The organism is Arthrobacter sp. LjRoot14, assembly GCF_964253905.1.
Classification (GTDB): Bacteria; Actinomycetota; Actinomycetes; order Actinomycetales; family Micrococcaceae; genus Arthrobacter.
In genome coordinates, this window is sequence record NZ_CAXURL020000001.1 from 472,776 (window position 1) to 498,754 (window position 25,979).

The 25,979-nt window shown below is 67.0% G+C and carries 23 protein-coding genes; 20 read left to right on the forward strand and 3 right to left on the reverse strand.

Annotated features, from left to right (window positions below):
- The first annotated feature begins 41 nt into the window (after positions 1–41).
- From ACSQ12_RS02255 to ACSQ12_RS02310, 12 genes are all read left to right on the forward strand, one after another.
- On the forward strand, positions 42–1,013 hold the full coding sequence (locus tag ACSQ12_RS02255) for an ABC transporter permease (protein ID WP_436066915.1): 972 nt from the start codon (positions 42–44) through the stop codon (positions 1,011–1,013).
- Positions 1,010–1,945 (forward strand): ABC transporter ATP-binding protein, encoded by a 936-nt coding sequence (locus tag ACSQ12_RS02260; RefSeq protein ID WP_436064158.1) that lies wholly within the window; start codon positions 1,010–1,012, stop codon positions 1,943–1,945. The genes ACSQ12_RS02255 and ACSQ12_RS02260 overlap by 4 nt, the downstream gene beginning before the upstream one ends.
- On the forward strand, positions 1,942–3,084 hold the full coding sequence (locus ACSQ12_RS02265; protein WP_436064159.1) for an ABC transporter ATP-binding protein: 1,143 nt from the start codon (positions 1,942–1,944) through the stop codon (positions 3,082–3,084). The genes ACSQ12_RS02260 and ACSQ12_RS02265 overlap by 4 nt, the downstream gene beginning before the upstream one ends.
- On the forward strand, positions 3,081–4,670 hold the full coding sequence (locus tag ACSQ12_RS02270) for a glycoside hydrolase family 32 protein (RefSeq protein WP_436064160.1): 1,590 nt from the start codon (positions 3,081–3,083) through the stop codon (positions 4,668–4,670). Before ACSQ12_RS02265 ends, ACSQ12_RS02270 begins: the two co-directional genes overlap by 4 nt.
- A 119-nt stretch (positions 4,671–4,789) precedes the next feature.
- Positions 4,790–8,557, forward strand: a complete 3,768-nt coding sequence (locus ACSQ12_RS02275; protein ID WP_436064161.1) for a glycoside hydrolase family 32 protein — start codon at positions 4,790–4,792, stop codon at positions 8,555–8,557.
- A 397-nt stretch (positions 8,558–8,954) separates the two neighbouring features.
- Entirely contained in the window at positions 8,955–10,550 is a 1,596-nt protein-coding gene (locus tag ACSQ12_RS02280) for a glycoside hydrolase family 68 protein (protein WP_436064162.1), read from the forward strand.
- Positions 10,551–10,806: 256 nt separating this feature from the next.
- Positions 10,807–11,259: a hypothetical protein gene (locus tag ACSQ12_RS02285; protein ID WP_436064163.1), complete on the forward strand. Its 453-nt coding sequence runs from the start codon at positions 10,807–10,809 to the stop codon at positions 11,257–11,259.
- Between the two features lie 88 nt (positions 11,260–11,347).
- A complete protein-coding gene (locus ACSQ12_RS02290; protein ID WP_209747794.1) occupies positions 11,348–11,809 on the forward strand; it encodes an Asp23/Gls24 family envelope stress response protein in 462 nt (153 codons plus the stop codon).
- A complete protein-coding gene (locus ACSQ12_RS02295) occupies positions 11,806–11,997 on the forward strand; it encodes a hypothetical protein (protein WP_104173701.1) in 192 nt (63 codons plus the stop codon). The genes ACSQ12_RS02290 and ACSQ12_RS02295 overlap by 4 nt, the downstream gene beginning before the upstream one ends.
- Complete coding sequence (locus ACSQ12_RS02300) at positions 11,994–12,377, forward strand: hypothetical protein (protein WP_209747793.1); 384 nt, start codon at positions 11,994–11,996, stop codon at positions 12,375–12,377. The genes ACSQ12_RS02295 and ACSQ12_RS02300 overlap by 4 nt, the downstream gene beginning before the upstream one ends.
- Positions 12,374–13,051, forward strand: a complete 678-nt coding sequence (locus ACSQ12_RS02305; RefSeq protein WP_436064164.1) for a DUF6286 domain-containing protein — start codon at positions 12,374–12,376, stop codon at positions 13,049–13,051. The genes ACSQ12_RS02300 and ACSQ12_RS02305 overlap by 4 nt, the downstream gene beginning before the upstream one ends.
- The gene (locus ACSQ12_RS02310) at positions 13,048–13,659 is read left to right on the forward strand and encodes a hypothetical protein (RefSeq protein ID WP_436064165.1); all 612 of its coding nucleotides are present in this window, start codon (positions 13,048–13,050) and stop codon (positions 13,657–13,659) included. Before ACSQ12_RS02305 ends, ACSQ12_RS02310 begins: the two co-directional genes overlap by 4 nt.
- Here the strand turns inward: ACSQ12_RS02310 and ACSQ12_RS02315 are convergent.
- On the reverse strand, positions 13,656–15,560 hold the full coding sequence (locus tag ACSQ12_RS02315; RefSeq protein WP_436064166.1) for a glycoside hydrolase family 13 protein: 1,905 nt from the start codon (positions 15,558–15,560) through the stop codon (positions 13,656–13,658). The genes ACSQ12_RS02310 and ACSQ12_RS02315 overlap by 4 nt on opposite strands.
- 110 nt (positions 15,561–15,670) lie before the next feature.
- On the opposite strand from ACSQ12_RS02315, the gene ACSQ12_RS02320 reads away from it, so the two are divergent.
- From ACSQ12_RS02320 to ACSQ12_RS02340, 5 genes are all read left to right on the forward strand, one after another.
- Entirely contained in the window at positions 15,671–16,957 is a 1,287-nt protein-coding gene (locus ACSQ12_RS02320; protein ID WP_436064167.1) for an ABC transporter substrate-binding protein, read from the forward strand.
- A gap of 6 nt (positions 16,958–16,963) precedes the next feature.
- Positions 16,964–18,001 carry a carbohydrate ABC transporter permease gene (locus tag ACSQ12_RS02325; RefSeq protein ID WP_436064168.1) on the forward strand — a complete coding sequence of 346 codons (1,038 nt, stop codon included), beginning with the start codon at positions 16,964–16,966 and terminating at the stop codon, positions 17,999–18,001.
- Positions 17,998–18,894 carry a carbohydrate ABC transporter permease gene (locus tag ACSQ12_RS02330; RefSeq protein WP_436064169.1) on the forward strand — a complete coding sequence of 299 codons (897 nt, stop codon included), beginning with the start codon at positions 17,998–18,000 and terminating at the stop codon, positions 18,892–18,894. Before ACSQ12_RS02325 ends, ACSQ12_RS02330 begins: the two co-directional genes overlap by 4 nt.
- A gap of 11 nt (positions 18,895–18,905) precedes the next feature.
- Positions 18,906–19,160 carry a hypothetical protein gene (locus ACSQ12_RS02335; RefSeq protein ID WP_436064170.1) on the forward strand — a complete coding sequence of 85 codons (255 nt, stop codon included), beginning with the start codon at positions 18,906–18,908 and terminating at the stop codon, positions 19,158–19,160.
- 100 nt (positions 19,161–19,260) lie between these two features.
- The gene (locus ACSQ12_RS02340; protein WP_209747781.1) at positions 19,261–20,325 is read left to right on the forward strand and encodes a LacI family DNA-binding transcriptional regulator; all 1,065 of its coding nucleotides are present in this window, start codon (positions 19,261–19,263) and stop codon (positions 20,323–20,325) included.
- Positions 20,326–20,349: 24 nt separating this feature from the next.
- Here the strand turns inward: ACSQ12_RS02340 and ACSQ12_RS02345 are convergent, their stop codons facing one another.
- Both ACSQ12_RS02345 and ACSQ12_RS02350 read right to left on the reverse strand, forming a co-directional pair.
- Positions 20,350–21,303 (reverse strand): hypothetical protein, encoded by a 954-nt coding sequence (locus ACSQ12_RS02345; RefSeq protein ID WP_436064171.1) that lies wholly within the window; start codon positions 21,301–21,303, stop codon positions 20,350–20,352.
- Between the two features lie 10 nt (positions 21,304–21,313).
- Positions 21,314–22,120, reverse strand: a complete 807-nt coding sequence (locus ACSQ12_RS02350) for an exodeoxyribonuclease III (protein ID WP_436064172.1) — start codon at positions 22,118–22,120, stop codon at positions 21,314–21,316.
- A 316-nt stretch (positions 22,121–22,436) separates the two neighbouring features.
- On the opposite strand from ACSQ12_RS02350, the gene ACSQ12_RS02355 reads away from it, so the two are divergent.
- From ACSQ12_RS02355 to mmsB, 3 genes are read left to right on the forward strand one after another with little or no spacing between them, the layout of a single operon-like run.
- Complete coding sequence (locus ACSQ12_RS02355) at positions 22,437–23,936, forward strand: CoA-acylating methylmalonate-semialdehyde dehydrogenase (protein WP_436064173.1); 1,500 nt, start codon at positions 22,437–22,439, stop codon at positions 23,934–23,936.
- Positions 23,936–25,036 (forward strand): enoyl-CoA hydratase/isomerase family protein, encoded by a 1,101-nt coding sequence (locus tag ACSQ12_RS02360; RefSeq protein WP_436064174.1) that lies wholly within the window; start codon positions 23,936–23,938, stop codon positions 25,034–25,036. The genes ACSQ12_RS02355 and ACSQ12_RS02360 overlap by 1 nt, the downstream gene beginning before the upstream one ends.
- A complete protein-coding gene (gene mmsB, locus ACSQ12_RS02365) occupies positions 25,029–25,961 on the forward strand; it encodes a 3-hydroxyisobutyrate dehydrogenase (RefSeq protein WP_209747772.1) in 933 nt (310 codons plus the stop codon). Before ACSQ12_RS02360 ends, mmsB begins: the two co-directional genes overlap by 8 nt.
- Positions 25,962–25,979: the final 18 nt, after the last annotated feature.

Consider the following 25,979-nt stretch of genomic DNA (forward strand, 5'->3'; position numbering starts at 1 on the left):
CGGGGGAGACCCTCGCCGGCGGCACCGGCACCGCCGCCGGAATGCCCGACGGCGGTGCCGGACTCCCGTCCGGAGCCTCCGTCCGCAGGCCCAACCGCACCCTGCTGCACGGGCTGCTGACCAACAAGAAGGCCATGACCGGCGCGGCCATCCTGTTCATTTTCATTGCCTTGGCGCTGCTTGCTCCGGTGCTGTACCCGGACAACCCCTCCAAGATCACCGGCATGGCCTCCCAGGAACCGGACGCCGAGTTCTGGTTGGGCACCACCGCCAAGGGACAGGACGTCCTGGCCCTGACCATCCACGGTGCGCGCAGCTCACTGCTGGTTGGCCTGACCGTCGGCTTTGCCTCCACGTTCATCGGCATCCTGGTGGGCCTGGCCTCGGCCTACTTCGGCAAGTTCATCGACGAAGCCCTCTCCCTCACCACCAACATTTTCCTGCTCCTGCCGGGACTCCCGCTCCTGGTGATCCTGGCCGCGTTCCTCCCGCCGGGACTCGGCACGGTGATCCTGGTCCTGGTGGTGACCGGCTGGGCGGGCTCGGCCCGGGTGCTGCGCTCGCAGGCCCTGTCCATCCGTTCCAAGGACTTCGTGGCCGCTGCCGTGGTCACCGGTGAACGCCCGCTGCGGATCATGTTCCGCGAAATTCTGCCTAACATGGCCTCCATCGTGATGGGAACACTCCTGGCCTGCATCATCTACGGCATCGGGGCCCAGGCCGGCCTCGAATTCCTGGGCCTGGGGGACGTCAGCACGGTCTCCTGGGGCAACAACCTCTACTGGGCCGGCAACGAAGGCGCCCTGCTCACGGGCAGCTGGTGGGTGTTCGTGCCCTCCGGCCTGTGCATCGCGCTGGTGGCGTTCTCGCTGTCGCTGATCAATTACGCGGTGGACGAGGTCACCAACCCGCGCCTGCGGAAAATACGGCTGAGGAAAATACGGGTCACGAAGATCCGTAAGGCCAAGCCGGCCCGCAGGCCCGCGCAATCCGGAAAGCGAGCATCGGCATGACCGTCTCCCAGACCTCCTTTGGCTCCCACGAACCTGTCCTGGAAATCAAGGACCTCACCGTGAAGTACCGCGGCGACACCCGCTCCACCACCGCCGTCGACCGTGTCTCCTTCAGCATTGGCACCGGCGAAATCTTCGGCCTGGCCGGGGAATCCGGCTGCGGCAAATCCACCATCGCCAACGCCATCATGCGGCTGCTGCGCGATCCGGCGGAGATCGCCGGCGGCAGCATCCGCTTCGGCGGCAAGGACGTCCTGGCCATGGGGCCGGAAGAGCTGCGCCGCTTCCGCTGGCAGGACGTGGCCATGGTGTTCCAGTCCGCCATGAACTCGCTGAACCCGGTGATGACCGTCGGGGACCAGATCGTGGATATCTACACCACCCACGCGGGCTACACCCGGAAGGAGTCGCTCCGGCGGGCGGCCGAACTGCTGGAACTCGTGCGGATCGACCCCGCCCGGCTGAAGTCCTACCCGCACCAGCTCTCCGGCGGGATGCGGCAGCGCGCCGTCATTGCCATGGCGGTGGCCCTCAAACCCTCCCTGCTGATCCTGGACGAACCCACCACTGCCCTGGACGTGGTGGTCCAGCAGGAGATCATGGCTCAGATCAAGGAGCTGCAGCGCGAACTGGGCTTCTCCGTCCTGTTCATCACGCACGACATGTCCCTCATGGTGGAGCTCTCGCACCGGATGGCCGTGATGTACGGCGGCCGGATCGTGGAGACGGCCAAGGCCAAGGACATCCACGCCTCCCCGCTGCACCCCTACACCCAGGCCCTGATGGGCGCATTCCCTCCGCTCACCGGACCCCGGGTTCCCCTGGCCGGCCTGGCCGACGGCGTGAAGTTCAGCAACATCGCCGACGTCGAGGAAGCCTCGCCCGGGCACTTCGTTTCCCCCGTTCCAGTCCTCCAAGGAGCACAGCCATGAGCACCCCGGTATCAGCACGGCCGGCACCGGCACTCAACACGCCTGACCTCACCAACGGCGAGGCTCCCGCCCTCGAGGTGAAAGGCCTCATCAAGGACTTCCACAGCGGCGGGCTGTTCTCGCGGGCCTCGGTGCGTGCCCTCGGCGGCGTGGACCTCGCCATCAGGAAAGGGGAAATCGTGGCGCTGGTGGGAGAGTCCGGCTCCGGCAAGAGTACGCTGGCCCGCTGCATCGCACGGCTGGAGAAGCCCACTGCCGGCCGGATCCGGCTTAATGGCACGGACGTGCTAAAACGGGACCGGTTCCAGGCGTCCAGGGCATACCGTTCGCAGCTGCAGATGGTGTTCCAGGACCCTTTCGGCTCGCTCAACCCGGTCCACCGGATCGAACACTTCCTGACTCGCTCGCTGACCCTGCACGGCAAAGCCGGGACACCGGCCCAGCTGCGCAGCCGCCTGGACGAGCTGATGACCACCGTGGGCCTCACTCCGGACATGCTCAACTCCTACCCGCACGAACTCTCCGGCGGGCAGCGGCAGCGCGTGGCCATCGCCCGGGCGCTCGCGGTGGAACCCGAAGTGATCCTCGCTGACGAACCCACGTCGATGCTGGACGTTTCCGTGCGGATCGGCATCCTCAACCTGATGCGCCAGCTGCGGGACAAACAGGGGATCTCCATGCTCTACATCACCCACGACCTCGCCTCCGCACGCTACCTGGCGGACCGGATCGCCGTCATGTTCGCCGGGGAGCTGGTGGAGGAAGGCGAATCGCTGGACCTGCTGGCCAACCCCGCCCACCCCTACACCCGGCTGCTGGTCTCGGCCGTGCCGGACCCCGCCCGGACCGGGTCCTACGACCCCCGCGAGCGGGCGGCACTGCGCGCAGCGGTGATGGAATCGGCGTCGTGCGCATTCGACGGCGACGCCGGGCAGCGCTGTTCCGCCACCGAACCCGTCCGGCACCGCGTGGGCGATCCCGCCAACGAGCACTGGGTCCGCTGCCACCTGTACCGGCCGCCGGCAACTGCAGCAAGCCACGCCCTGTCCGCCGAGCCGGTCGAAAACTCCGAACCCCTCGAGACACCGGACACGCCGCCAACGGACGGACACCGCACAGAAAACAAGGCTTCCTCATGACCGAACTGACCCATCCCCTGGCTACTGTGCCGCAGGACGAACTCGTGGCGCGGGCCGAGGCGGACCCGCTCCGCCCGCGCTTCCATTTTGTCTCGCCCGCCGGCTGGCTCAACGACCCCAACGGTGTGGGCCAGTGGAGCGGGACCTACCACCTCTTCTACCAGTACAACCCGGAGGGCGCCTTCCACCACCGCATCCTGTGGGGGCACGCCACCAGCCCGGACCTGGTCAACTGGACCGACCAGCCCGTGGCGCTGGAGCCTTCCGCCGGCCCGGATGCCGACGGCTGTTGGTCCGGTGTGTTGGTGAACGACGGCGGGACGCCCACCCTGGTGTATTCCGGACGGCACGGCGGGAGCGAACTGCCCTGCGTGGCGGTGGGCTCGCCGGACCTCCTGAGCTGGACCAAAGCCCCGGAAAACCCCGTGATTCCGGCACCGCCGGCCGGCGTCGAGATCACCGCCTACCGCGACCACTGCGTCTGGCGGGAAGGCCCACGCTGGCGCCAGCTCGTGGGATCCGGCATCCGCGGCCGCGGCGGCACGGCGTTCCTCTACGAATCCGCGGACCTCCGCCGCTGGGACTACATCGGCCCGCTGGTCATCGGCGACGCGTCCTCCGGAGACCCGGCGGCCACTGACTGGCAGGGAACCATGTGGGAGTGCGTGGACCTGTTCCGCGCAGGCGGCGGTTTTCTGGGGGACCGGGCCATGGAATCCCGGGAGCCGGCCACGGACGTGCTCGTCTTTTCGGCCTGGCACGACGGCGATACCCGCCACCCGCTGTACTGGACCGGCAGCTACGCCGGGGATTCCTACACGCCGCGCGAACTCCACCGGCTGGACTACGGCGGCCGCTACTTCTACGCCCCGCAGTCCTTCGCGGACGAGTCCGGGCGTCGGGTCATGTTCGGCTGGCTGCAGGAGGGCCGGACGGATGCCGCCATGGTGGAAGCCGGCTGGTCCGGTGTGATGAGCCTGCCGCGTGTGGCCACACAGGACGCCCGCGGCGGACTGGCCTTCGCTCCCGTGCCCGAGGTGGAACTGCTGCGGCGCGACCATGTCCGGACCGGTCCCCGCACGCTGGGCGCGAGTGAGGTCCTGGCCGGGGTGTCCGGGAACCAGCTGGACCTGGAGCTTGAGCTGGAACTGGAACCCGGGAGCGTCTTCCGGCTGGGCGTGCTTGGCTCCGGCCCGGGCGGCCCGGGAAGCCCGGGAACCCCTGACGGTGCGCCGGCCGGGGCGGAGGAAACAGTCATCGAGGTGGGCTACGAAGCAGGCAGCGGCGGGTCCGCGCAGTCCTATGTGCTCCTGGACCGCGGGCACAGCAGCCTGGACCGGACCGTGGACGCGGAGGAAAAGTCCGGCCCGGTGCAGCTGCCCGGCGGCAAACTGCACCTCCGCGTGCTGGTGGACCGCTCGGCGCTGGAGATCTTCGCCAACGGCAAACCGCTCACGGCCCGGGCCTATCCGACGCTTGGCGGGGAAACCGTCCGTTTGTCCGCCGCGGGTACAGTCCGGCTGCTGCAGCTGGACGCCTGGCGGATGGAAGGGGTCTTCGGCGCCCCGCGCCCGCTGTTCCCGTAGGCGACACATCGTCGATTGCTCCGTAACCCCCTCTGCAGGCTCATAAGGGCGGTTGCGGAGCAGCCGATGCGCTAAATCAATCCATCCCGAAGCATTGTCCAAGATCAAAGGCGATCTGAATGTCCAAAAGGTTAGTTGCAGGTATGACGGCGGCCGCGCTCGGCCTTGGCACCCTGGCTGCGGGGTCCGTCCTGGCCCCGGCCATGCTGGCCCCGCCCGCACGGGCCGTTCCGGGCGGGCCTTTCCCCGCCGGCCCGGTCACGCTGGGCAGCAGCACCAGTCCCATGCCGGACGTGGTGGGCGTCAGCGGAAACTGGACCAGGCAGTCCGGCGGCGGCCAGTCCGCCGTCGCCCCGCCGGGCCACAACGCCGCCGCCATCAGTGAGCAGCGCATCAGCGGCACCGCCCGGTACACGGCCGGAGTCTCAGTCGACCCCGGCAGCCCGTATGCCGTAGGTGCCCTGGTCTTCCGCAGTGCAGCCGATGCCAGCAGCGGCTATGCGGCCACCATCGATCCCAACCTGGACAGGGTCCGGCTGTTCGACCTGGCCACCGGACAGGACGTGGCACCTCCCGCCGCCGTTCCGCTGGACACGGGGCGGAGCTACTCCGTGGACGTCCACGTGGACGGACCCCGGATCTACGTGGCAGTGGACGGCGTGGCCCGCATCGACACCTCGGACCAGCGCTACCAGAGCGGCCATGTGGGCCTCCACGCCTACAACGGCGCAGTGAACTTCAGCGAGCCCCGGGTACGCAGCATCGACGCCAACGTCAGCGGCTGGCAGGCGGACGGCGCCGGCTGGGCCGCCACGGCCACCGGTTTTCGGGGGACCGCTCCGGCCGGCACCAACCTCCGGGCTGTTGCCACGGACCAGGCACCGCAGGTCACGGACTTCACCTCCGATGTGCAGGTGACGTCGCCGGATGCCGTCGGCGCGCTCCTCTTTCGCGCCAACTCAGCCGGAACCGCCGGGTACGCGGCCGAAGTGGATGCCAACGCCGGCCGGCTGAGGCTGTACCGGATCGAGGACAACGCCACCCTGGGCACCTTCGCGACGGACATCACCGTCAACGCGGTGTACCGGCTGCGGGTGACGGCCGACGGCGGGCAGCTCGCCGTGCACTGGCAGACGGACCTGCTGGACCCCAACGGCTACGCCCCGGCCATCACGGCAACAGACGCCGCGCACGGCTCCGGCCATGTTGGCCTTCTCGCCTTCAACGGCAGCACCGTGTTCCAAGGCATGACTCTCAAAGGCCTGGACACCTCCCTGCAGGGCTGGCGCACCGGCTCGGGCAGCTGGGAGCCGGACGTCCGCGGCCTGCGCGGAGCAACCGACGGCCTGGCCGCCGGAGCGGACGCCGCACGCTTCGTCCCGGCGGTGGCGTCCGACGTCGTCGCCTCCCTGGACCTGGACGTCGCCGCTCCGGCAACGGCCGCCGTCGTGGTCCGGAGCGCGCCCGACGGCACCGGCGGTACCGAACTCAGGGTGGACCCCGGAGCAGGAACGGTGCAGCTGAAGGACCGCACCACCGGGACTGTCCTTGCCAGCGGGGCCGTACCGCCGGACAGCTTTGCCGCCGGCCAGCTCAACCGCATCCAGCTCACCGTCCGCGGCGGACAGGCCGCGGCGCTGATCAACGGCGTCCAGGCCGTTGCCGGGCCGGCCGGGCAGGCGGCAGGCGCCGGCTTCGGGCTGCGGGTCAGCGGGGGCGGCGCCTACTTCCAGAACGTCCGGGCAGACGACGTTGACAGCTACATGAACGGCCTCTACCAGCCCGGGTACCACTACAGCCAGAATTCCGGGAACAGTTCGGACCCCAACGGCCTGGTGTATTTCGACGGCGAATACCACCTCTTCCACCAGGACCGCGGCCGCTGGGCGCACGCCGTCAGTACCGACCTGCTGCACTGGAAGCAGCTGCCCATAGCCCTGCCGCACCTGGCTGCGGGTGAGTCATGGTCCGGCTCCGCGGTGGTGGACGCCAACGATTCCAGCGGACTGTTCGACGGCGGGCAGGGTCTCGTCGCGTTCTACACGAGCTTCAACCACGATGCCCCCAATGGCAACCAGTCCGTGCGCGCCGCCTACAGCAAGGACCACGGCCGCACCTGGTCAATCGTGCAGGCTGCGCCCGTGGTGGAAAACCCGGGCGGCCCTGCCGGCAGCTGGGACTTCCGGGACCCGAAGGTCACGTGGGACGCGGCGAGCGGCAAGTGGATCATGGTGGTGGCCGGCGGCGACCACCTGCGTTTCCACACGTCCACGGACCTCGTCCACTGGACCTTCACAAGCTCGTTCGGATATGGCGACTGGGTCCGCGGCGGGGTCTGGGAATGTCCGGACTTCTTCGAGCTGCCGGTGGAAGGCCAGCCCGGCGTCAAACGGTGGGTGCTCTGGTGGAGCACCGGTGCCGTCAGGCCCACCAACGGCTCCTCGGCGCAATACGTCACCGGATTATGGAACGGGACATCCTTCACCGCGGATACGGGCCCGGAGCAGGTGCTGCAGGCCGACTCCGGCCGCGACTACTACGCGGCCATGAGCTTCTTCGGCGCCCCGGACGGGCGGCGGATCATGCTGGGCTGGATGAGCAACTGGGACTATGCCTTCAGCCCGCCGACCGGCCGCTGGAACGGGCAGCTGAGTGTCCCCAGGCAGTTGAGCCTGAAGGACCTTCCGGGCGCCGGGCTCCGGCTGGCGCAGGACCCGGTGACCGAACTGGCCGCGCTGCGAACGGCCACGTGGCAGGCGTCCGAGGTGACGGTCACGCCCTCGTCGGCCAATCCGCTGGCCGCTGCTTCCGGCCGGTCTTTTGAGCTGGAGGCCGAGGTGGCCATCCCGTCCTCCGGCGGTGCCTCAGGCTTCACCTTCGGGCTCCGCAAAGGCACGCCGGGCGGCGCGGCAACCGGCACCGCCCAGGAAACCCTGCTCCGCTACGCCGCCGGCACGGGATCATCCGCCGCTGGCACCATGACCGTGGACCGCGGGCAGTCCGGCCGGGGAGACTTCACCCGGTATTTCGCGGGTGCCATGGCGGACAATTCCAGCACGGCGTGGAGTTCCGAAACAGTGGCGCTGGCCGGAGGGGTGAGCGAGCGGCGGGTGAAGCTGCGGGCATTAGTGGACTCCTCCTCCGTGGAGCTCTTCGGCGGGGACGGCACGGCAGCCATCACCTCCCTGGTTTTCCCGGACCCGTCCTCTACCGGCCTGTCTTTCAGCACCAGCGGCGGGACCGCCCGGCTGGTGTCCGCCAAAGTACACCAGCTGGCTGACACTTCCCGCCTCACCGCGGCGCCGCCGTCGGCCGTTCTGCCGCCGGCGCGCGGCACGGCCCGGCACAACCTGGATTCCTACTCCGTTGTTCCCGGCGGCCGCTGGGAAAGCACGGGAGCAGGGCTGGCCGGCACGTTCGACAAGGACTCCACGGCCATGAGCGCCGCCTCGTACTCGGATGTCCGGGTGGCTGCGACCGTCCGGTTCGGCAGCGGGCCTTACGCGGGGGCCATGCTCACGAGCGACCGGGTGCCGGAGCGGGGGTACGGCGGGGCGGGTTCGGTGCTGCTGCGGGCCTCGGCCGACGGTGCCACGGCGTACTACGTCAACCTGGACCCGAACCTGCGGCTGGCGCGCGTCTTCAAGCTGCAGGACGGCGTCTTCGATCCCGCCGCCAGCGTCCTGGCCAGTGTCCCTGTGCTGCTGAGCCACGGCGTCAGTTACAGCCTGGAGGCCGCGGCTGCGGGGGAGCGGCTGACGGTGAAGCTCGACGGCGTCGAAATCCTCGCCGTCAATGATGCCTCCTTGTCCTCCGGCAAGGTGGGACTGAACGTGTTCGACGGCCGGGCAGCGTATCAGGATGTGCTGGTGACAGGCTCGGGATGAGCCCTCCCAATCCGTCGCAGAAGGTGAATTCCGGGTGGCTGCCGGGTGACATTTCACACTAAGTCTGATTTAAGATGCAACATTTGACTCGGCGAAATAGATGTGTCACGCGCGCGCAATGGGCAATGTAAGCGCTTGCACAATTGGAGCGAAACTCGGTTTTTAGCACCTTGAAACACGGCTTGATAAGCATGCTTCAACGTGCCAGCGTAGAGACCGGCGCAGGAAAGGAGTCCTTTCCGAATCGCCTCCCGGGGCTCTACCCAAGCCCCGTCCCCCTCGACACAAAGGCGTCCTCGATGACGCCTGCCGTGTCATCGGGACAACCGGAGTTTCGGGGTATGAGGGCACACGCCCGTCTTCCACGAATGGTCTCAACTCCGCGAGAAGAGCAAAAATGCACAAGCACCCCAATACACACCGGATGCTGCGGTGGCGCCCCGCCGCCGCAGCACTGGCAGCGGCCGTGGCGGCTTCGGCCTTCCTTGCCGTTCCGTCGGCCCAGGCCAACGAACCGTCGGACCCGCCCGCCACCCAGCAGATGCCGGCACCCACCCCCGGCTTCCCGCTGCCCACCGATCACAGCCAGAAGGCCTACGATCCGGCGGCGGACTTCACCTCCAAGTGGACCCGCGCCGATGCCAAGCAGATCATGGCACAGAGCGACTCCACCGTGGCTCCCGGCCAGAACTCGATGAGCCCGGATGTCACCATGCCGGAAATCCCCGAGGATTTCCCCGCGATGAACGATGACGTCTGGGTCTGGGACACGTGGTCCCTGACCGACGAAAACGCCAACCAGATCAGCTACAAGGGCTGGGACGTCATCTTCTCCCTGGTTGCCGACCGCCACGCCGGCTACGGCTTCGACCAGCGCCACTGGAACGCCCGGATCGGATACTTCTTCCGCAAGACGAACGCCGACCCGGCCAAGGATAAGTGGAACTACGGCGGACACGTCTTCGCTGACGGGGCTTCCATCGGCAACACCGAGTGGTCCGGTTCCACCCGCCTGATGCAGGGCAACCAGGTCAATGTGTTCTACACGGCCACCACGTTCTACGACGTTGCCGAACGCAACGCAGGCGGCGGCGGCATCGCCCCTGACGCGGCCATTGCCAAGGCGCTGGGCAAGATCCACGCCGACCAGAACGGTGTCACGTTCGACGGCTTCAAGCACACCAAGCTGCTGGAGCCGGACGGCAAGATGTACCAGAACAAGGCCCAGAACCCGGGCTTCGCCTTCCGCGACCCGTACACGTTCGCCGACCCCGCCCACCCGGGCAAGACCTTCATGGTCTTCGAAGGCAACACCGGCGGCACCCGCGGCGAATACGAGTGCAAGCCCGAGGACCTTGGCTACAAGGCCGGCGACCCGAACGCGGAAAGCGTCAACGAGGTCAACAGCAGCGGCGCCTACTACCAGACCGCCAACGTGGGGCTGGCAGTGGCGGACAACAAGGATCTGACCAAGTGGTCCTTCCTGCCGCCGATCCTTTCGGCCAACTGCGTCAACGACCAGACCGAACGTCCGCAGATCTTCATCCAGAATGAAGGCGGCAAGAACAAGTACTACCTGTTCACCATCAGCCACCAGTTCACCTACGCGGCCGGCATGCGCGGCCCCGACGGCGTCTACGGCTTCGTGGGCGACGGCGTCCGTTCGGACTACCAGCCGATGAACAACAGCGGCCTGGCCCTGGGCTCGCCGACGGACCTGAACCTTCCGTCCGAGTCCCCGGAGGCACCCACCCCGAACCAGAACGGCCGCCAGTTCCAGGCCTACTCGCACTACGTGCAGCCGGGCGGCCTGGTGCAGTCCTTCATTGACAACGTGAACGGCGTCCGCGGCGGCTCACTCTCGCCCACCGTGAAGATCAACTTCCGTGACGGCGTGTCCCAGGTTGACCGCACCTTCGGCAAGAACGGCCTCGGTCCGTTCGGCTACCTGCCCACCAACCTCAAGGTTGGCGGCGAGGGCCTCTACAAGTAACCCGCAGCGGGGAGCTCAACACCCGCCGCAGCCGCAGGGACGTCCGGATCTCATCCGGGCGTCCCTGCGGTTTTTTTATACCTATATATACGGACAAAATGCGGACACCCGGCCGCCTTGAAATGAAGGCGCCGCACCGGCCGCTTGGGATCCCGGGAGCCATCCGGGCTAGACTCGCACGCCGGGGACAGAACGCCATTGCCGCTCGAAGCCTCAACAACATCGGGCGGCGCAATCTCGACCAGAAAAGTGACCTTTGAAAAACCTTGCACGCCCTCTGACCGCAGCAGCCCTCTTCGCCGCGCTGGCACTCACCGCATGCTCCGCGCCGGAAGCCGGCGGCGCGCCGTCGTCGTCGTCCGTTCCCGAAACCTCCGCGGCAACCGCGACGCCGAGCCCCAGCAAAAGCTCCGGGCCGTACGGGGACTTTCCCTCCGCAGCGGAGGCATGCACCACCATTTCCCAGCAGGCCACCGGCGCATCGCTGTTCCCGCTCTCGGCCGCACAGGGCAAAACCGCGGAACTGGAGCAGCTCAAAGCGGAGCTCAGCGAAACCGCTGAACGCGTCCCGGACGAGCTAAAGGCCGATTTCGCCAACCTCAATACGGTGGCCGTCGCCGGGCTGAGCGACCAGACCGTGTACTCCAGCGGAAAGTTCGACGCCGCCATGGCCCCGGTTACCGCCTGGCTCGCCGCCAACTGCAAATAGCCGGGTTCGGCTTGGCGATTTTGACTCGCGTCCGGCCGCTTGTCACGGCCAAGGGATAGGGTGGTGTTCAAGAGAAGGGGAGTGCCTGATGGAATACCAGAACCCACATCCCGCGCCGGGGGCCCACGCTGATCCAGCCGTTGCCCTGCCGGCCGGTACCGGACGCACCGTCATTTCCGAAACGGCAGTAGCAAAGGTCGCAGGCATCGCCGCCCGGGCCGTTCCGGGGGTCTATTCGCTGGGCACCGGTCCGTCCCGCGCCCTGGGGGCCATCCGGGACGCCGTCGGCAGCTCCGACCACGCCGCCGGTGTCCACGCGGAGGTCGGCGAGACGCAGGTGGCAGTGGACATCAACCTCGTGGCCGTCTACGGGACGCCGCTGCATTCCCTGGCGGACCAGGTGCGAGCCGCCGTCTATGCCGCCGTGGAGGAGCTCGTTGGACTGCAGGTCATCGAGGTCAACGTGGAGATCAATGACGTCTACGTAGCGGGGCCGGCAAAGCCCGGCCTGCCCGTGGAAGCCCGGACTGAGAGGGAGGCCATCCAGTGAACCTGACCGTGGTGGGAATAGCAGTGGGGGCCTTCGTGGCCTTTATGTCTTTCCAGTTCGGCGTCTGGGGCTTCCTGGTCTCGCTGCTGTTCATGGGGATCGGCGCCCTCCTTGGCCGGGCCGCGGAAGGGAAACTTGACCTGCGCAGCGTGTTCGATGCCATCACGGGCCGGCGCTCCTCCTCATGAGCAGCACGGCCGGAACCGTGGCCGGTGGCTCCGTGATGGCCGGGCACAACCGCATCAGTACGCAGGCGCTCACCAGCCTTGCACGGGCAGCCGCCGCTGAAGCGCTGGGCGTCCCGGCGCACGACGTCCGGGCTGACTGGTCCGACGACGACGGCTTGCTGGCTCTGTCACTCGTCCTGCCCATCAGGATCCCGCCGCTGACCACCGTGCTGCGCGACCCCGGCCGCGTGGCCGCTTTCGGCGGTTCCATCCGGGAGCGTGCCATCGCGGCCAGGCCAGTGATCCTGCACCGCGTTGGGGAACTCAGCGGGGCGCAGCTGAGCCGCGTGGACATCCGGATCAGCGGCGCCGCCATCAGCGAAGGGGGAAGGGTCCAGTGAACAACGCCACCGACGTCCGCTCAAAGGGCGGGCATGCAGCGGGAAATGGTGCCTCCGGCAGGAGCTCCGGCGTCTCCGCTGCCGGAGAACCGGATCCCCGGGGCGCCGGTATGCGCCGGATCCTGGACCGCGAAACGCGTTCCTCGCGTGCCGCAGTGTCCGGGATCGCCGCGGTCCTGGTGGTCGTGCTGTGCGGTTACGGGCTCCTTGAAGCTGCGGTGCGCGCAGTCGGGCAGCCGCCGTGGCTCATCGATCCGCAGACCGCCGCGGAACGACTTATTGCGCTTCCCCAGGGCATGCCGCCGCTGCTGCTCGGCGTCATCGGAGCGGTGACGGCCATGGCGGGGCTGTTCTTCCTGCTCAACGCCGTCCTGCCCGGCCGCCGTGCGCGGCATTTGCTTCCGGACCCCCGGGCCGGAGTGGTGGTGGACGACGAAGTCATCGCCTCCGCGCTGGCCCGCCGTGCCCGGCTGGCCGCGAACGTCACGCAGGAACAGGTGATGGTGGTGGTGTCGCAGCGCCAGGTGACTGTCAACGTGCGGCCCACCTCGGGGGTTCCGGTCAGCGAAAACGCCGTGCTGGCCGCCGTGCTCGAGGAGCTGCGGGAAATGGCTCTTGAACCGATGCCGGAAGTGCGGGTCAACGTGGCCACGTCAGGGGTGATCGGGGCATGAACAACACCCCCCGAACCCTGAACAGGATCCTGATCGGAATCCTGGGTGTGAAGCTGTTGATCGTCGGGCTGCTGCTGGTCCTGCTGGCCACCGTTCCGGCGGTGGCTTCGTGGTGGCAGCAGTGGTCCGCCGGGGTGTGGAGCGGCATGAGCCAGCTCCTCCAGCGAACAGGCATCCCCGGCCGCGAGGAAAGCTGGCTATGGGCCGTGATCGCGCTGGTGCTGGCAGTGGTGATTGCCTTGACGGTCGCCTGGGTGGCCCAGCAGGGCAAGGGCCGCGCCAACTTGATCGTTGCCGAGGACGACGCCGAGGATTTCCCCGGCAACGTGCGGATCGGCGGCGGCGTCGCCGAGCAGGCCCTGCGCGCGGCGTTGGCCGGGCGGCAGGACCTGGCCGGCGCTACTGTGGCCACCTACGAGATCCGCGGCGAGCCCGCGCTGAAGATTCGTCTGCAGCCCCGCCAGGGTGTGGCCCCGCACCTCCTCGCAGCTGATGTCTCGGCCCTCGTGCAGGCACTGGACGCCGTCGTGGGCAAGCGCATCCCTGTGCTTATCCACATCGGCTCCGGCGCCCGTTCCCGTTTCGGCCGGGCGGAACGCGTCCGCTAGACCGCCACGAGGTATACGGCGGAGTTCGGCGCAAGTTTCCGCGCGCCGCCCTGGTCGGTGCCTGGTTCGGCGGTGCCTGGTTCCGCCGGGCCGCCCGTCACCGCCTCATCCGCGCTGGCCAGTGCAACCCGGTAGCCCTCCGGCAGGGTGGCGGCGGCAAGGCCCATGTTGGCGATCAGCAGGACGTCCCTGTTGTGGAAAGCGAGCACCCCGTCCGCGGGTGCGTGCACCTCGGCCCAGCGGAAGCTCCCGTTGCCCAGCCGGTGTTCCTTGCGCAGCGCCAGCGCTGCACGGTACAGCTCCAAGGTGGAACCGTCGACGCCGTCCTGCCGGTCGGCGGCCAGTTCGCCGAAGGACTCCGGCTGGGGGAGCCAGGGAGCGGCCGGCGCATTGCCGGTGAACGCGGACGCGAAACCGTAGCCCGGCTCTGCGGCTTTCCACGGCAGCGGTACCCGGCAGCCGTCACGACCCCGCTCTATGCCGTTCGTCCTGAAGAAGGTAGGGTCCTGGCGCGCCTCGGCGGGAACCGTGGTGTGCTCCGGGAGGCCCAGTTCCTCCCCCTGGTACAGGTACGCCGAGCCGGGGAGGGCGAGTGAAACCATGCTGGCTGCCCGGGCCCGGGCGAGGCCAAGCGCGGCGTCAGGCTGTTCATCCTCAGCAGCAATTCCCTTCGGGAACGTGGTGGGGTCCTTCAGCCCAAAGCGGGTGATGTGCCGGACCGTGTCGTGGTTGCTGAGGACCCAGGTGGTGGTGGCACCCACCGTTGCGGCCGCCCGCAGTGAATCCTCAATGGCCACCGCCGTCCGCCCGGCATCCCAGCCGGCCAGCAGGAAGTCGAAGTTGAACGCCTGCTGCATTTCATCGGGCCGGACGTACCGGGCCAGCCTCTCGGCCGGCTCCACCCAGGCTTCGGCCACCATCATGCGGTCGCCGTCATATTCGGCCAGCACCCGGTGCCAGTCGCGGTAGATCTCGTGCACGCCGTCCTGGTCAAAGAATGGCGACGGCGGGTAGAGCGGCGAAACAGCCTGGTGTTCGTCGTCGGCTGCTGTTGCCGCGGCGGCGTCAGCGGCGGCTGCGGCGTGGGCGCGGTGCGGTTCTTCGGCTTCAGTATGGCCGCCATGGGCGTCGCCTGGCAGCTCGGTTGCTCCTTCCACCATGGCTGCGGAGCCTTCCCAGTCCGGAAGCCCCGCCTCCTTGACCATCCCGTGCGCCACATCCACGCGGAAGCCGTCCACACCGCGGTCCAGCCAGAACCGCAGCACCGAGCGCATTTCCTCCTTGACCTCGGCGTTGTCCCAGTTCAGGTCAGGCTGCTTGGTGTCAAAGAGGTGCAGATACCATTCGCCGGGCGCGCCGTCTGCCTCCGTGACGCGGGTCCAGGCCGGTCCGCCAAAAATAGACTTCCAGTTGTTCGGCGCCAGGTCCCCGCTGCCCGAACCGGGAACTGAATCCTTGCCGGGACGGAACATGTAACGGTCCCGCTCGCGTGAGCCCGGCGGTGCCGCGAGGGCCTCCCGGAACCAGACGTGTTCGTCCGAGGTGTGGTTGGGCACCAGGTCAACAATGATCTTCAGCCCCAGTCCGTGAGCTTTCTGCAACATGTCGTCGAAGTCCGCCAGGGTGCCGAAGAGCGGGTCCACTTCACGGTAGTCGGCCACGTCGTAACCGGCATCAGCCTGGGGTGACTTGTAGAAGGGGGACAGCCAGACGGCGTCCACGCCGAGCCTGTGCAGGTGGTCCAAATGCGCCGTCACGCCGCGGAGATCACCCATCCCGTCTCCGTTGGCATCGGCGAAGGAACGCGGGTAAACCTGGTACACGACGGCGCTCGCCCACCACGCCGGAATCGAGGAGCCGTCAGTCGGGACTGCGCTGTGTGCCACAGATATCCTTTCCATAAACTTCGGTGTAAACGCTTGCATTTCTCACCGCAACGTTACTAGTGTGATGGGCACCACTTCAACCGCACCGCCGATTTTGCTCGACACTCAGCGAGGAGTCTCTTCACATGAAATCCCCTAACTTCCTTTTGCCGGCAGCTGCTGCCGGCGTTTTGGCGTTAACCCTTTCCGCCTGTGGTGGCGGAGGCGGCACTACGGGCGGGGGTGGCGGCGGCGACGCTGAACAAGGCCTCGACGGCCGCGGCCCCATCACCTACGTCCAGGGCAAGGACAACAGCAACGTTGTCCGTCCCCTCATTGAAAAATGGAACGCCGCACACCCGGACGAGAAGGTCACCTTCAAGGAACAGACCGACTCCGCCGACCAGCAGCACGACGACCTGGTCCAGAATTACCAGGCAAAGAACCCGAACTATGACGTTGCCAGCGTCGATGTTGTGTGGACGGCTGAATTCGCCGCCAAGGGCTGGCTCCAGCCGCTGAAGGACAAGATGGCGGTTGACACCAAGGGCATGCTGGAGCCCACCATTGAGGCCGGCTCGTACAAGGGCACTCTCTACGCGGCACCGGTATCTTCCGATGGCGGCATCCTCTACTACCGCAAGGACCTCGTCCCCACTCCGCCCAAGACCTGGGACGAGATGATGCAGATGTGCTCCATCGCCAAGGCGAACAACATCGGCTGCTACGCGGGCCAGTTCAAGAAGTACGAAGGCCTCACCGTCAACGCGTCCGAGGCGATCAACTCCTTCGGCGGTTCCGTGCTGGACAAGGACGGCAAGCCGAGCCTGAACACTCCGGAAGCCAAGGTCGGCCTCGAGAACCTGGCGAAGGCCTACGCGGACGGCAGTATCCCGAAGGAAGCCATCACCTACCAGGAAGAGGAAGGACGCCAGGCGTTCCAGGACGGGAAACTCCTCTTCCACCGCAACTGGCCGTACGTGTACAACCTGGCCACCACTGAAGCATCATCCAAGGTCAAGGATGTCCTGGGCATGACCGCCCTGCCCGGTAAGGACGGCCCCGGCGCCTCCTCGCTGGGTGGTCACAGCGCGGCCGTGAGCGTGTACTCCAAGAACAAGGCCACTGCCCTGGACTTCGTGAAGTTCCTGACGGACGCAGAGCAGCAGAAGTTCTTCGCCACCAAGGGTTCGCTGGCCCCCGTGCTCGGAGACCTCTACGAGGACAAAGAGCTCGTGGCCAAGCTGCCTTACCTGCCGGTCCTGAAGACGTCCATCGAAAACGCGGTACCGCGCCCCGTGACGCCGTTCTACCCTGCAGTGACCAAAGCCATCCAGGAAAACGCCTACCCTGCCATCAAGGGGGAGAAGTCCGTGGAATCCGCTCTGTCGGACATGCAAAAGTCCATCGAATCAGCTAGCGCGGGACAGTAGCCCCTCATGGCTACCGAATTGGGCCCGACGCCGGTAAAAAAACCGGCGTCGGGCGGTCCCGAGATCCACCACGCACCCAAGGGGGTGGGGGAAGACAACCGGATCGCCAGCCAGGGAAGGTGGGCGTCGTGGCTGCTGGCCCCGACCATCATCGCGCTGGCGGTTGTGATCGTTTACCCGATCATCAGCGCACTCGTTATGTCCTTCCAAAAGGACGCCGGCCTGGATCCCGTCACCGGGCTTTTCACGGCCGGCGGCCCGGCGGGCGTCCAGAACTACGTGAACTGGCTTGCCCAGCAGTGCTCCGCTCCCGGCGGCGGCACCGTGGCCTGCCCTCCCGGTACACTCGGCGCCCAGTTCTGGTCCGCGACGGCCACCACGTTCTTCTTCACCGTGGTGACCGTGACCCTGGAAACTGTTCTCGGTTTCTGGATGGCCCTCATCATGGCCAGGACCTTCCGGGGACGCAGCCTGGTCCGTGCAGCAGTCCTGGTTCCGTGGGCCATTCCCACCGCCGTGACTGCCAAGCTGTGGCTGTTCATCTTCGCTTTCGAGGGCATCGCGAACAAGCTGTTCAACACCACCATCCTGTGGACCGGCAGCGAGTGGCCGGCCAAGTGGGCTGTTATCATCGCCGACGTCTGGAAGACCACGCCGTTCATGGCCCTCCTCATCCTCGCCGGCCTGCAGATGATCCCCGCAGAGGTCTATGAGGCCGCCAAAGTTGACGGTGCCAGCACCTGGCAGCGGTTCCGCTTGATCACCCTGCCGCTGGTCAAGCCGGCGCTGATGGTGGCCGTCCTGTTCCGTACCCTCGACGCACTTCGCATGTTCGACCTCCCGTACATCCTGACGGGCGGCGCCAACAACACCACCACGCTGTCCATTCTGGTGATCAACCAAATCAGGCAAGGGTTCAACGCGGCGGCAGCATTGTCCACCATTACGTTCATCATCATCTTCATTGTCGCGTTCATCTTTGTGCGCTTCCTGGGTGCGAACGTCGTGGAGCAAAGCGGATCCACCGGTAAGGGGAAGAAATGAGTGCCGGAACAGCCGCGACTGCCTTGCGGGCCGAGCAGGACAAAGGCAGGAACACAGCCCAGAACCGGGAGAAGATCGCACAGGGGCGCACCTACATCAGCGCCGCGGTGATCCTCATCTGGTGCCTGGCACCGGCATATTGGATGGTGGTGACGGCTTTCCGCGATGTGGACTTCACCTACGACACCTCGATATTGCCGACGCACATCACGCTGGACAACTTCAACACCGCCTTCGACACCTCCTTTGGCAACAGGTTTGGGGATGCACTGCGCAACAGCGTGTTCATCGGCGTCGTCGTCACGGCGGTGTCGTTGCTGATCGGTGTCTTCGCGGCCTACGCCCTGGCACGGCTGAACTTCCGGTTCAAGTATCTGGTGCTGGGCTTCATCCTGGGCGCATCCATGTTCCCGGGCGTCGCCCTCATCACCCCGCTGTTCCAGCTCTTCACCAACATCGGCTGGATGGGCACCTACCAGGCGCTGATCATCCCGAACATCTCCTTCGTGCTCCCTCTGACCGTGTACACGATGACCTCCTTCTTCCGCGAAATGCCGTGGGAGCTTGAGGAGTCGGCGCGGGTGGACGGCTGCACCCAGGGGCAGGCATTCCGAAAGGTGATCCTGCCGCTGGCAGCACCGGCCATCTTCACCACGGCCATCCTGGCGTTCATCTCCTCCTGGAATGAATTCCTGATTGCAAGCCAGCTGTCCAGCGACGCGACCCAGCCGGTAACGGTTGCCATCGCAAGCTTCGCTGGCGCACAACCGAACCAGATTCCGTACACGGCCATCATGGCCGCCGGAACCATCGTCACCATTCCTTTGGTGATCCTGGTGTTGGTCTTCCAGCGCAAGATTGTTGCCGGTCTTACCGCCGGTGCCGTCAAGTGACAGGTTCGGCTGTGGACGGGCAACAGAACCACGGACGGGTCCGCAGTGAGCATCGGCGGGCCCGGTCCGGGGAGGACTTCGACATCATCATCGGATTCCTCGGGTTCTGGGCTGTTGTGCTGGTGGTGGTCACCGTCTGGATGGAGGTGACCGCCCAGCCGGCGGTCGGATGGGCCTTGGGACTGCTGGGCGTGCTTCTTGCCCTCTACGGCATGGTGCGGCTCCGACGGCGCCTGCCCGCCAGGACCGCTACGCGTAAGAAATAGGAGCTGATCCAGAGCTCAAGGCTGGGCGGATTAGACTGGCTTGTTGCCGCAGGGGAAGCACAGGTAGCAAGAATCTGCGAACAGCTAGCAAGGGGAAACTGTGGCACGCACAACAGACAGGGCTCAACGGGGCGGCCATTCCGGCGTCAGCATTGAGGACGTCGCCGCCGCAGCCGGGGTTTCTACAGCCACAGTCTCGCGCGCAGTCCGAGGCCTGCCCAGGGTTTCGCCGGCCACCCGGGAAAAGATTCTCGAGGTGGCCGGCGCCTTGGGTTATGTGGCATCCTCATCCGCCTCGGGCCTGGCGACGGGACGGACCAAAACCATCGGGGTGCTGGCACCATTCGTCAGCCGATGGTTTTTCTCCAAGGCCATCGAGGGCGCGGACCGTGAACTGCATGCGCGCCAGTACAACCTGTCGCTGTTCAACCTGGGCGGCCACGGCAGCAACCGTGAGCGGCTCTTCAGCAAGACCATGGTCTATAAGCAGATCGATGCCCTCCTGGTGCTGTGTATGGCTCTGACCCACGAGGAAATAGAGCATCTGCAGAAGATCGACATCCCCCTGGTGGTGGTGGGCGGCCACGTGGAAGAGTGCCCCTACATCGGCATCGACGACTATGCCGCGGCGTCCACCGCCGTCCGGCACCTGATCAGCCTCGGCCACAAGGACATCGCGCTACTTCACGGCGACGACGAAACCGACCTCAACTTCGATGTTCCCCGCGTCCGCATCAAGGCGTTCCAGGACGTCATGGCCGGATCCGGGCTGCCTGTCCGTCCGGAGTGGGACGAGTGGGGCGACTTCACGGTCCGGAGCGGGCAGGATGCATTCACCCGGATGTGGGCCCGGCCCGGCCCGAAGCCCACTGCGATCTTCTGTGCTTCGGACGAGATGGCCATGGGCGTCATTTTCGAAGCCAACAAAATGGGTGTCCGCGTGCCGGAGGAACTGTCCGTCATCGGAATCGATGACCACGATTTTTCGGATGCCATGGGACTGACCACCGTGCGGCAGCGGCCGGACGAGCAGGCTGAACTCGGCACCAAGATGCTGCTGGACGAACTGGACGGCGCCGTCGGTGCCGTCCATTCGGAAGTGGCGCCCCACCAGCTCATCGTCAGAAGGACGACGGCGCCGCCCCCGTCCCACAGGCAGGCTTAGTTCCGGCGGACTAGCCCGGACGGCTTAGGATGCGCGCGCGAGCTGCCTGATGGGAATCCAGCGCGAGGCCAACCGGCGGTAGGCCGCCGCAGCGCCGGTCATGTCTCCTTCGGCCAGGCATTCGATGCCGAGCCGCACGTCCATGGGGGAATCGTCCGGATACACCTTGTCCGCAACGGCGCCGTAGTCCAGCTCCACGACTGACCCTGGGTGGAAGAGTTCCAGCCACTCGGTGAGCTGGGTCATGTCGTCCAGCATGTCCAGGTCCGGGGCGGCCAGGGCCAGGTTGGCCACGGCATAGCGGACGCGTTCCAGGGCTTCGCCGATCGGCGCCCACACGCGGACCGTAATGATCCGTCCGCCGGACTCCACTACGTCCTGGCGATCGGACTCCTTAAACAGCGAGAACCAGCTGAAGGGTATGCCCCAGGTGGATGCACGCGTGTGCACGCGGCTGGTTCCTTCGCGGGCCTTCACCAGGTCGATCCGTTCCTGGTGCTTGTCCCGCTGTTCCTCCGGGATCAGCAGCTGCGCGAGCGGACCGTGGATGCCCTCCATCAGGGCGTTGGCGGCGAGGCCGGCGCGCAGCACCAGCTGGCTGGGGCAGTACAACAACGCCGGTTCCGGGCTGTCGGCGCCGGCAACGGCGTCACCCGGCCCTCCGGCGTCGGGCGTTCCGGCCTCGTCGGGGCCGACGGCCGGCTTCTGCGTGCGCGGCTGCTCTGGTTCCGGGGGAGCCGGAATGACCCGGACCAGGTCGGTGCGCCCGGTGGGGAAGGGGTCGCCGCCGGGCCGCGTGATCCGGCCCAGGGACGCCTGCAACTCGGCATTCTCCACGGCTGCGCGGGACGCGGACCTGGCGCCTGCGGCGCGGAGTGCGGCGCGCTGCTCTTCGGGGAACGCGGACAGCGGCTCGTAGATCCGCAGCGCGGAGGAGAAGGGCAGGCCTGCCTGGCCCCGGTAGATGTTGCCGGTCATAGCGGCCCCATCAGTCGGCCAGCTCCACGATGACCGGCGCGTGGTCCGACGCGCCCTTGCCCTTGCGTTCCTCGCGGTCGATCGAGGCGCCCGTTACGCGGGCGGCGAGGGCGGGGGAAGCGAGGACGAAGTCGATCCGCATGCCTTCCTTCTTGGGGAAGCGGAGCTGCGTGTAGTCCCAGTAGGTGTAGACGCCCGGGCCCGGAGTGTGCGGGCGCACCACGTCCTGGAACCCAGCGTCCTCGAAGGCGTGGAAGGCGGCGCGCTCGGGTTCGCTGACGTGGGTCATGGCGTTGGCGCGGAAGAAGTCGATGTCCCAGACGTCGTCGTCCTGCGGGGCGATGTTCCAGTCGCCCATCAATGCGATCTGGGCCTCGGGGTTTTCAGTGACCCAGGTCTGGGCATGGGTCTTCAGCATGTCCAGCCAGCTGAGCTTGTACGGCATGTGTTCGTCGTCGAGGGCCCGGCCGTTGGGAACGTAGAGGCTCCACACCCGGACGCCGCCGCACGTGGCACCGATGGCGCGGGCCTCCTGGATGGGGTCCTTGCCGTTCTTGCCGAACACCGGCTGGTCCACGAAGGAGCGTTCCACGTCTTCAAGGCCGACGCGGGAGACGATGGCCACGCCGTTCCACTGGTTCACGCCGAAGTGGGCCACTTCGTAGCCCACGCGCTCAAAGAGTTCCCAGGGGAAATTGTCGTCCTTGCACTTGGTTTCCTGGATGGCCAGGACGTCACAGTCGCTGCGCTCGAGCCAGGCTTCCACGCGGTCGGCTCGGGCACGGAGGGAGTTCACATTCCAGGTAGCAATCTTCACAGTTCCTAACTTACCGAACTTGGGCGGCGGGCATAGCGGACCGGCAGGAGTGCGGCGGCAGGCTCGCCCCGCAACCACCGTGGTGGCTGCCGGCCAAAACGGGGCACATTGGCGCGGACACGCCGCTGGTTGGGGCTTCTCTGCGGCGAATGCGCCTCAAAGTGCCCCACGACAGCGTCGGCGATAGGGGATCGGCAGGAGTACGACGGCGGCGTGGCGCCTTTTAGTGCCAGCCCGGCGGTCTGGAATTTAGTAGGAAGTCCGAGTATATTCAGCAGCAGGATGATGTAGGTCACATGCAAAGGAGCATTCCGCCATGGTTCGCGAGCTTTCCCATTACATAGACGGACAACGGGTCGACGGCGTCTCCGGGCGCTTCGGAGACGTCTACGATCCCTGCACCGGCGAGGTGCAGGCCAGGCTGCCGCTGGCCAGCGCCGACGAAGTCCGCAATGCCATTGCCAGCGCGGAGAAAGCCCAGGTGGAGTGGGGCGCCATGAATCCCCAGCGCCGCGGCCGGATCCTGCTGAAGTTCGTGGACCTGGTGAACGAGCACCTGGACGAACTCGCCGCGCTGCTTTCCTCAGAACATGGCAAGACGCTCCCCGATGCCAAGGGGGACATCCAGCGCGGCATCGAGGTGGTGGAGTTCGCCGCCGGCGCCCCGCACCTGCTCAAGGGCGAGTTCTCGGACAACGCCGGGACCGGAATCGACGTGCATTCGCTGCGCCAGCCGCTGGGCGTGGTGGCCGGCATTACGCCGTTCAACTTCCCAGCAATGATCCCTTTGTGGAAGTCCGGACCTGCCTTGGCCGCGGGTAACGCCTTCATCCTCAAGCCCTCGGAGCGTGACCCCTCCGTGCCGCTGCGCCTCGCCGAACTCTTCACCGAGGCAGGCGTCCCCGACGGGGTGTTCAATGTGGTCAACGGGGACAAGGAAGCAGTGGATGCGCTGCTCGAGGACGATCGGGTCAAAGCCATCGGCTTTGTGGGATCCACCCCGATCGCCCAGTACATCTACGCCACTGCGGCTGCGCACGGCAAGCGCGCCCAGTGCTTCGGCGGGGCCAAGAACCACATGGTGATCATGCCGGACGCGGACCTGGACATGGCCGTTGACGCGCTGATGGGGGCAGGCTACGGCTCCGCCGGCGAACGCTGCATGGCCATCTCCGTGGCAGTACCGGTGGGTAAGGAAACGGCCGACGCCCTCGTCTCCAAGCTGGAGGAACGGGTCAAGCACCTGAAGGTGGGGCACAGCCTGGACAAGGACTCGGACTTCGGGCCAGTGGTGGCGGCGTCCGCCAAGGAGCGGATCGAGGGCTACATCCAGTCCGGCGTGGACCAGGGGGCCACCCTCGTGGCGGACGGCCGCGGCCTCACCGTGGACGGCTACGACGGCGGGTTCTGGGTTGGCCCCACGCTCTTCGACAACGTCACCAAGGACATGAAAATCTACAAGGAGGAGATCTTCGGCCCGGTGCTCAGCGTCCTCCGCGCAGCGGACTACGCCGAAGCCCTCCGGCTCTGCAGCGAGCACGAGTTCGGCAACGGCGTGGCCATCTTCACCCGCGACGGCGACGCTGCCCGTGACTTCGCCAGCCGGGTGCAGGTGGGTATGGTGGGCATCAACGTGCCCATCCCGGTGCCCATCGCCTACTACACGTTCGGCGGCTGGAAGGCCTCCGGCTTCGGGGACCTGAACCAGCACGGAGCCGACGCGTTCCGTTTCTACACCAAGACCAAGACCGTGACCACCCGCTGGCCCTCCGGCATCCGCCAGGGCGCCAGCTACGTGATGCCGGAAGGCAGCTGATGACCGCAGAAACCACCTCAGCGGGCCCCCACGAGACGCCCGCTGATGAAGTCCTGTTTGAACGGCGCGGGCGCCTCGGCGTCATCACGCTGAACCGGCCCAGGGCAGTGAATGCGCTCACCGCCGGCATGGCCGCGGCCATGCTGGAGCAACTCACCGCATGGGCGGACGACGACGGCGTGGCCACCGTCCTGGTGCACGGCGCCGGGGAGCGGGGCTTGTGCGCCGGCGGCGACATCGTGGCCATCTACGAGGACATGCTGACGGGCGGTGAGGCCACCGCGGACTTCTGGCGCACCGAATACAGGCTGAACGCGCTGATCGCCGGGTATCCCAAGCCGTATGTGGCCTTCATGGACGGCCTGGTGCTCGGTGGCGGCGTGGGGATCTCGGCGCACGGTTCCGTGCGGATAGTCACCGAGCGCACCCGCACCGGCATGCCGGAGACCACCATCGGTTTTGTGCCCGACGTCGGCGGCACCCTGTTGCTGTCCCGCTCGCCGGGGGAGGCGGGCACCCATGCGGCCTTGACCGGCGCCCACCTGAGCGGCGCGGATGCCCTCTTCCTGGGCCTGGCGGACCACTTCGTGGCGTCCAAAAACCTGCCCGCGCTGGCAGCGGCGCTGGAAACCGAAACGGCGGAGGCCGCCGTCGGACGCTTCGCGGAGACGCCGCCGGCATCGGTGCTGGCCGGGCAGCGCGACTGGATCGATTCCTGCTACGCCAGCGACGACGCCGAGGACATCCTCCGCAGGCTCCGCACGTTTGCCGGGGAAGCTGCCGGTGAGGCGTCCGGCGCGGCGGACACCATCGAGTCGAAGTCGCCCACCTCTGTGAAAGTTGCGCTGGCATCACTCCGCCGCGCGCGCGGCCTGAGCCTGGCGGAAGTCCTCGCCGAGGAGTACCGCGTCGGCCTGCGGTTCCTGGCCGGTGCGGATTTCCGCGAAGGCATCCGTGCGCAGGTGGTGGACAAGGACCGGAACCCGCAGTGGAAGCCGGCCAGCCTGCATGAGGTTTCCACCGCCGACGTCGAGAGGTTCTTTGAGCCGCTGGGGGACCGGGAGCTCAACCTGCAATCCAAGGAGGCCCGCAATGTCTGAACAATCAGGATCCGGGAAAAAGGAACACGTCGCGTTCCTCGGGCTGGGACACATGGGCGGGCCCATGGCCGTCAATCTGGTCAAGGCCGGGTACACGGTGGCGGGATTCGATGTGGTGCCCGCAGCGCTGGACGCGGCCCGCGAGCATGGCGTACCCACCGTGGCGACGCCCGCCGAAGCCGTTGCCGGAGCCGACGTGGTGCTGACCATGTTCCCCAGCGGACAGCACGTCCTGGACGCCTACCGAGGAACGGACGGACGGCCGGGACTGCTGGACGTGGCCGGGCCGGACACCATGTTCCTGGACTGCTCCACCATCAACGTGGACGAGGCCCGCGAAGCGTCCGCACTCGCGGTGGCCGCCGGCCACCGGGCCGTTGATGCGCCCGTCTCCGGCGGTGTGGTGGGGGCCGAAGCCGGCACCCTGACCTTCATGGCGGGCGCCCTGCCCGGGGACTTCGAATCCGTCCGGCCGCTGCTGGAAGTGATGGGTAAGCGCGTGGTCCACTGCGGCGGCCACGGTGCGGGCCAGGCCGCCAAGGTTTGCAACAACCTGATCCTGGGCATCTCCATGATCGCGGTGAGCGAAGCCTTCGTGCTGGGCGAGAAGCTGGGGCTGACCCACCAGGCGCTGTTCGATGTTGCCTCCGCGGCATCGGGACAGTGTTGGGCGCTCACCACCAACTGCCCGGTTCCGGGGCCGGTGCCCACCAGTCCGGCCAACCGCGACTACCAGCCGGGCTTCGCCGGGGCGCTGATGGCGAAGGACCTCAAACTGGCCCTCAACGCGCTGCAAAGCACGGGGGTGGCCGCCCGGATGGGGCCGCTGGCGTCGGAGATCTACGATACGTTTGCGGCTGAGGGCGGCGCAGGCCGGGACTTCTCCGGCATCATCACGGATATTCGGGACAAGTCCGCGCACTAGGCAGTTTTTGGGCAGCAC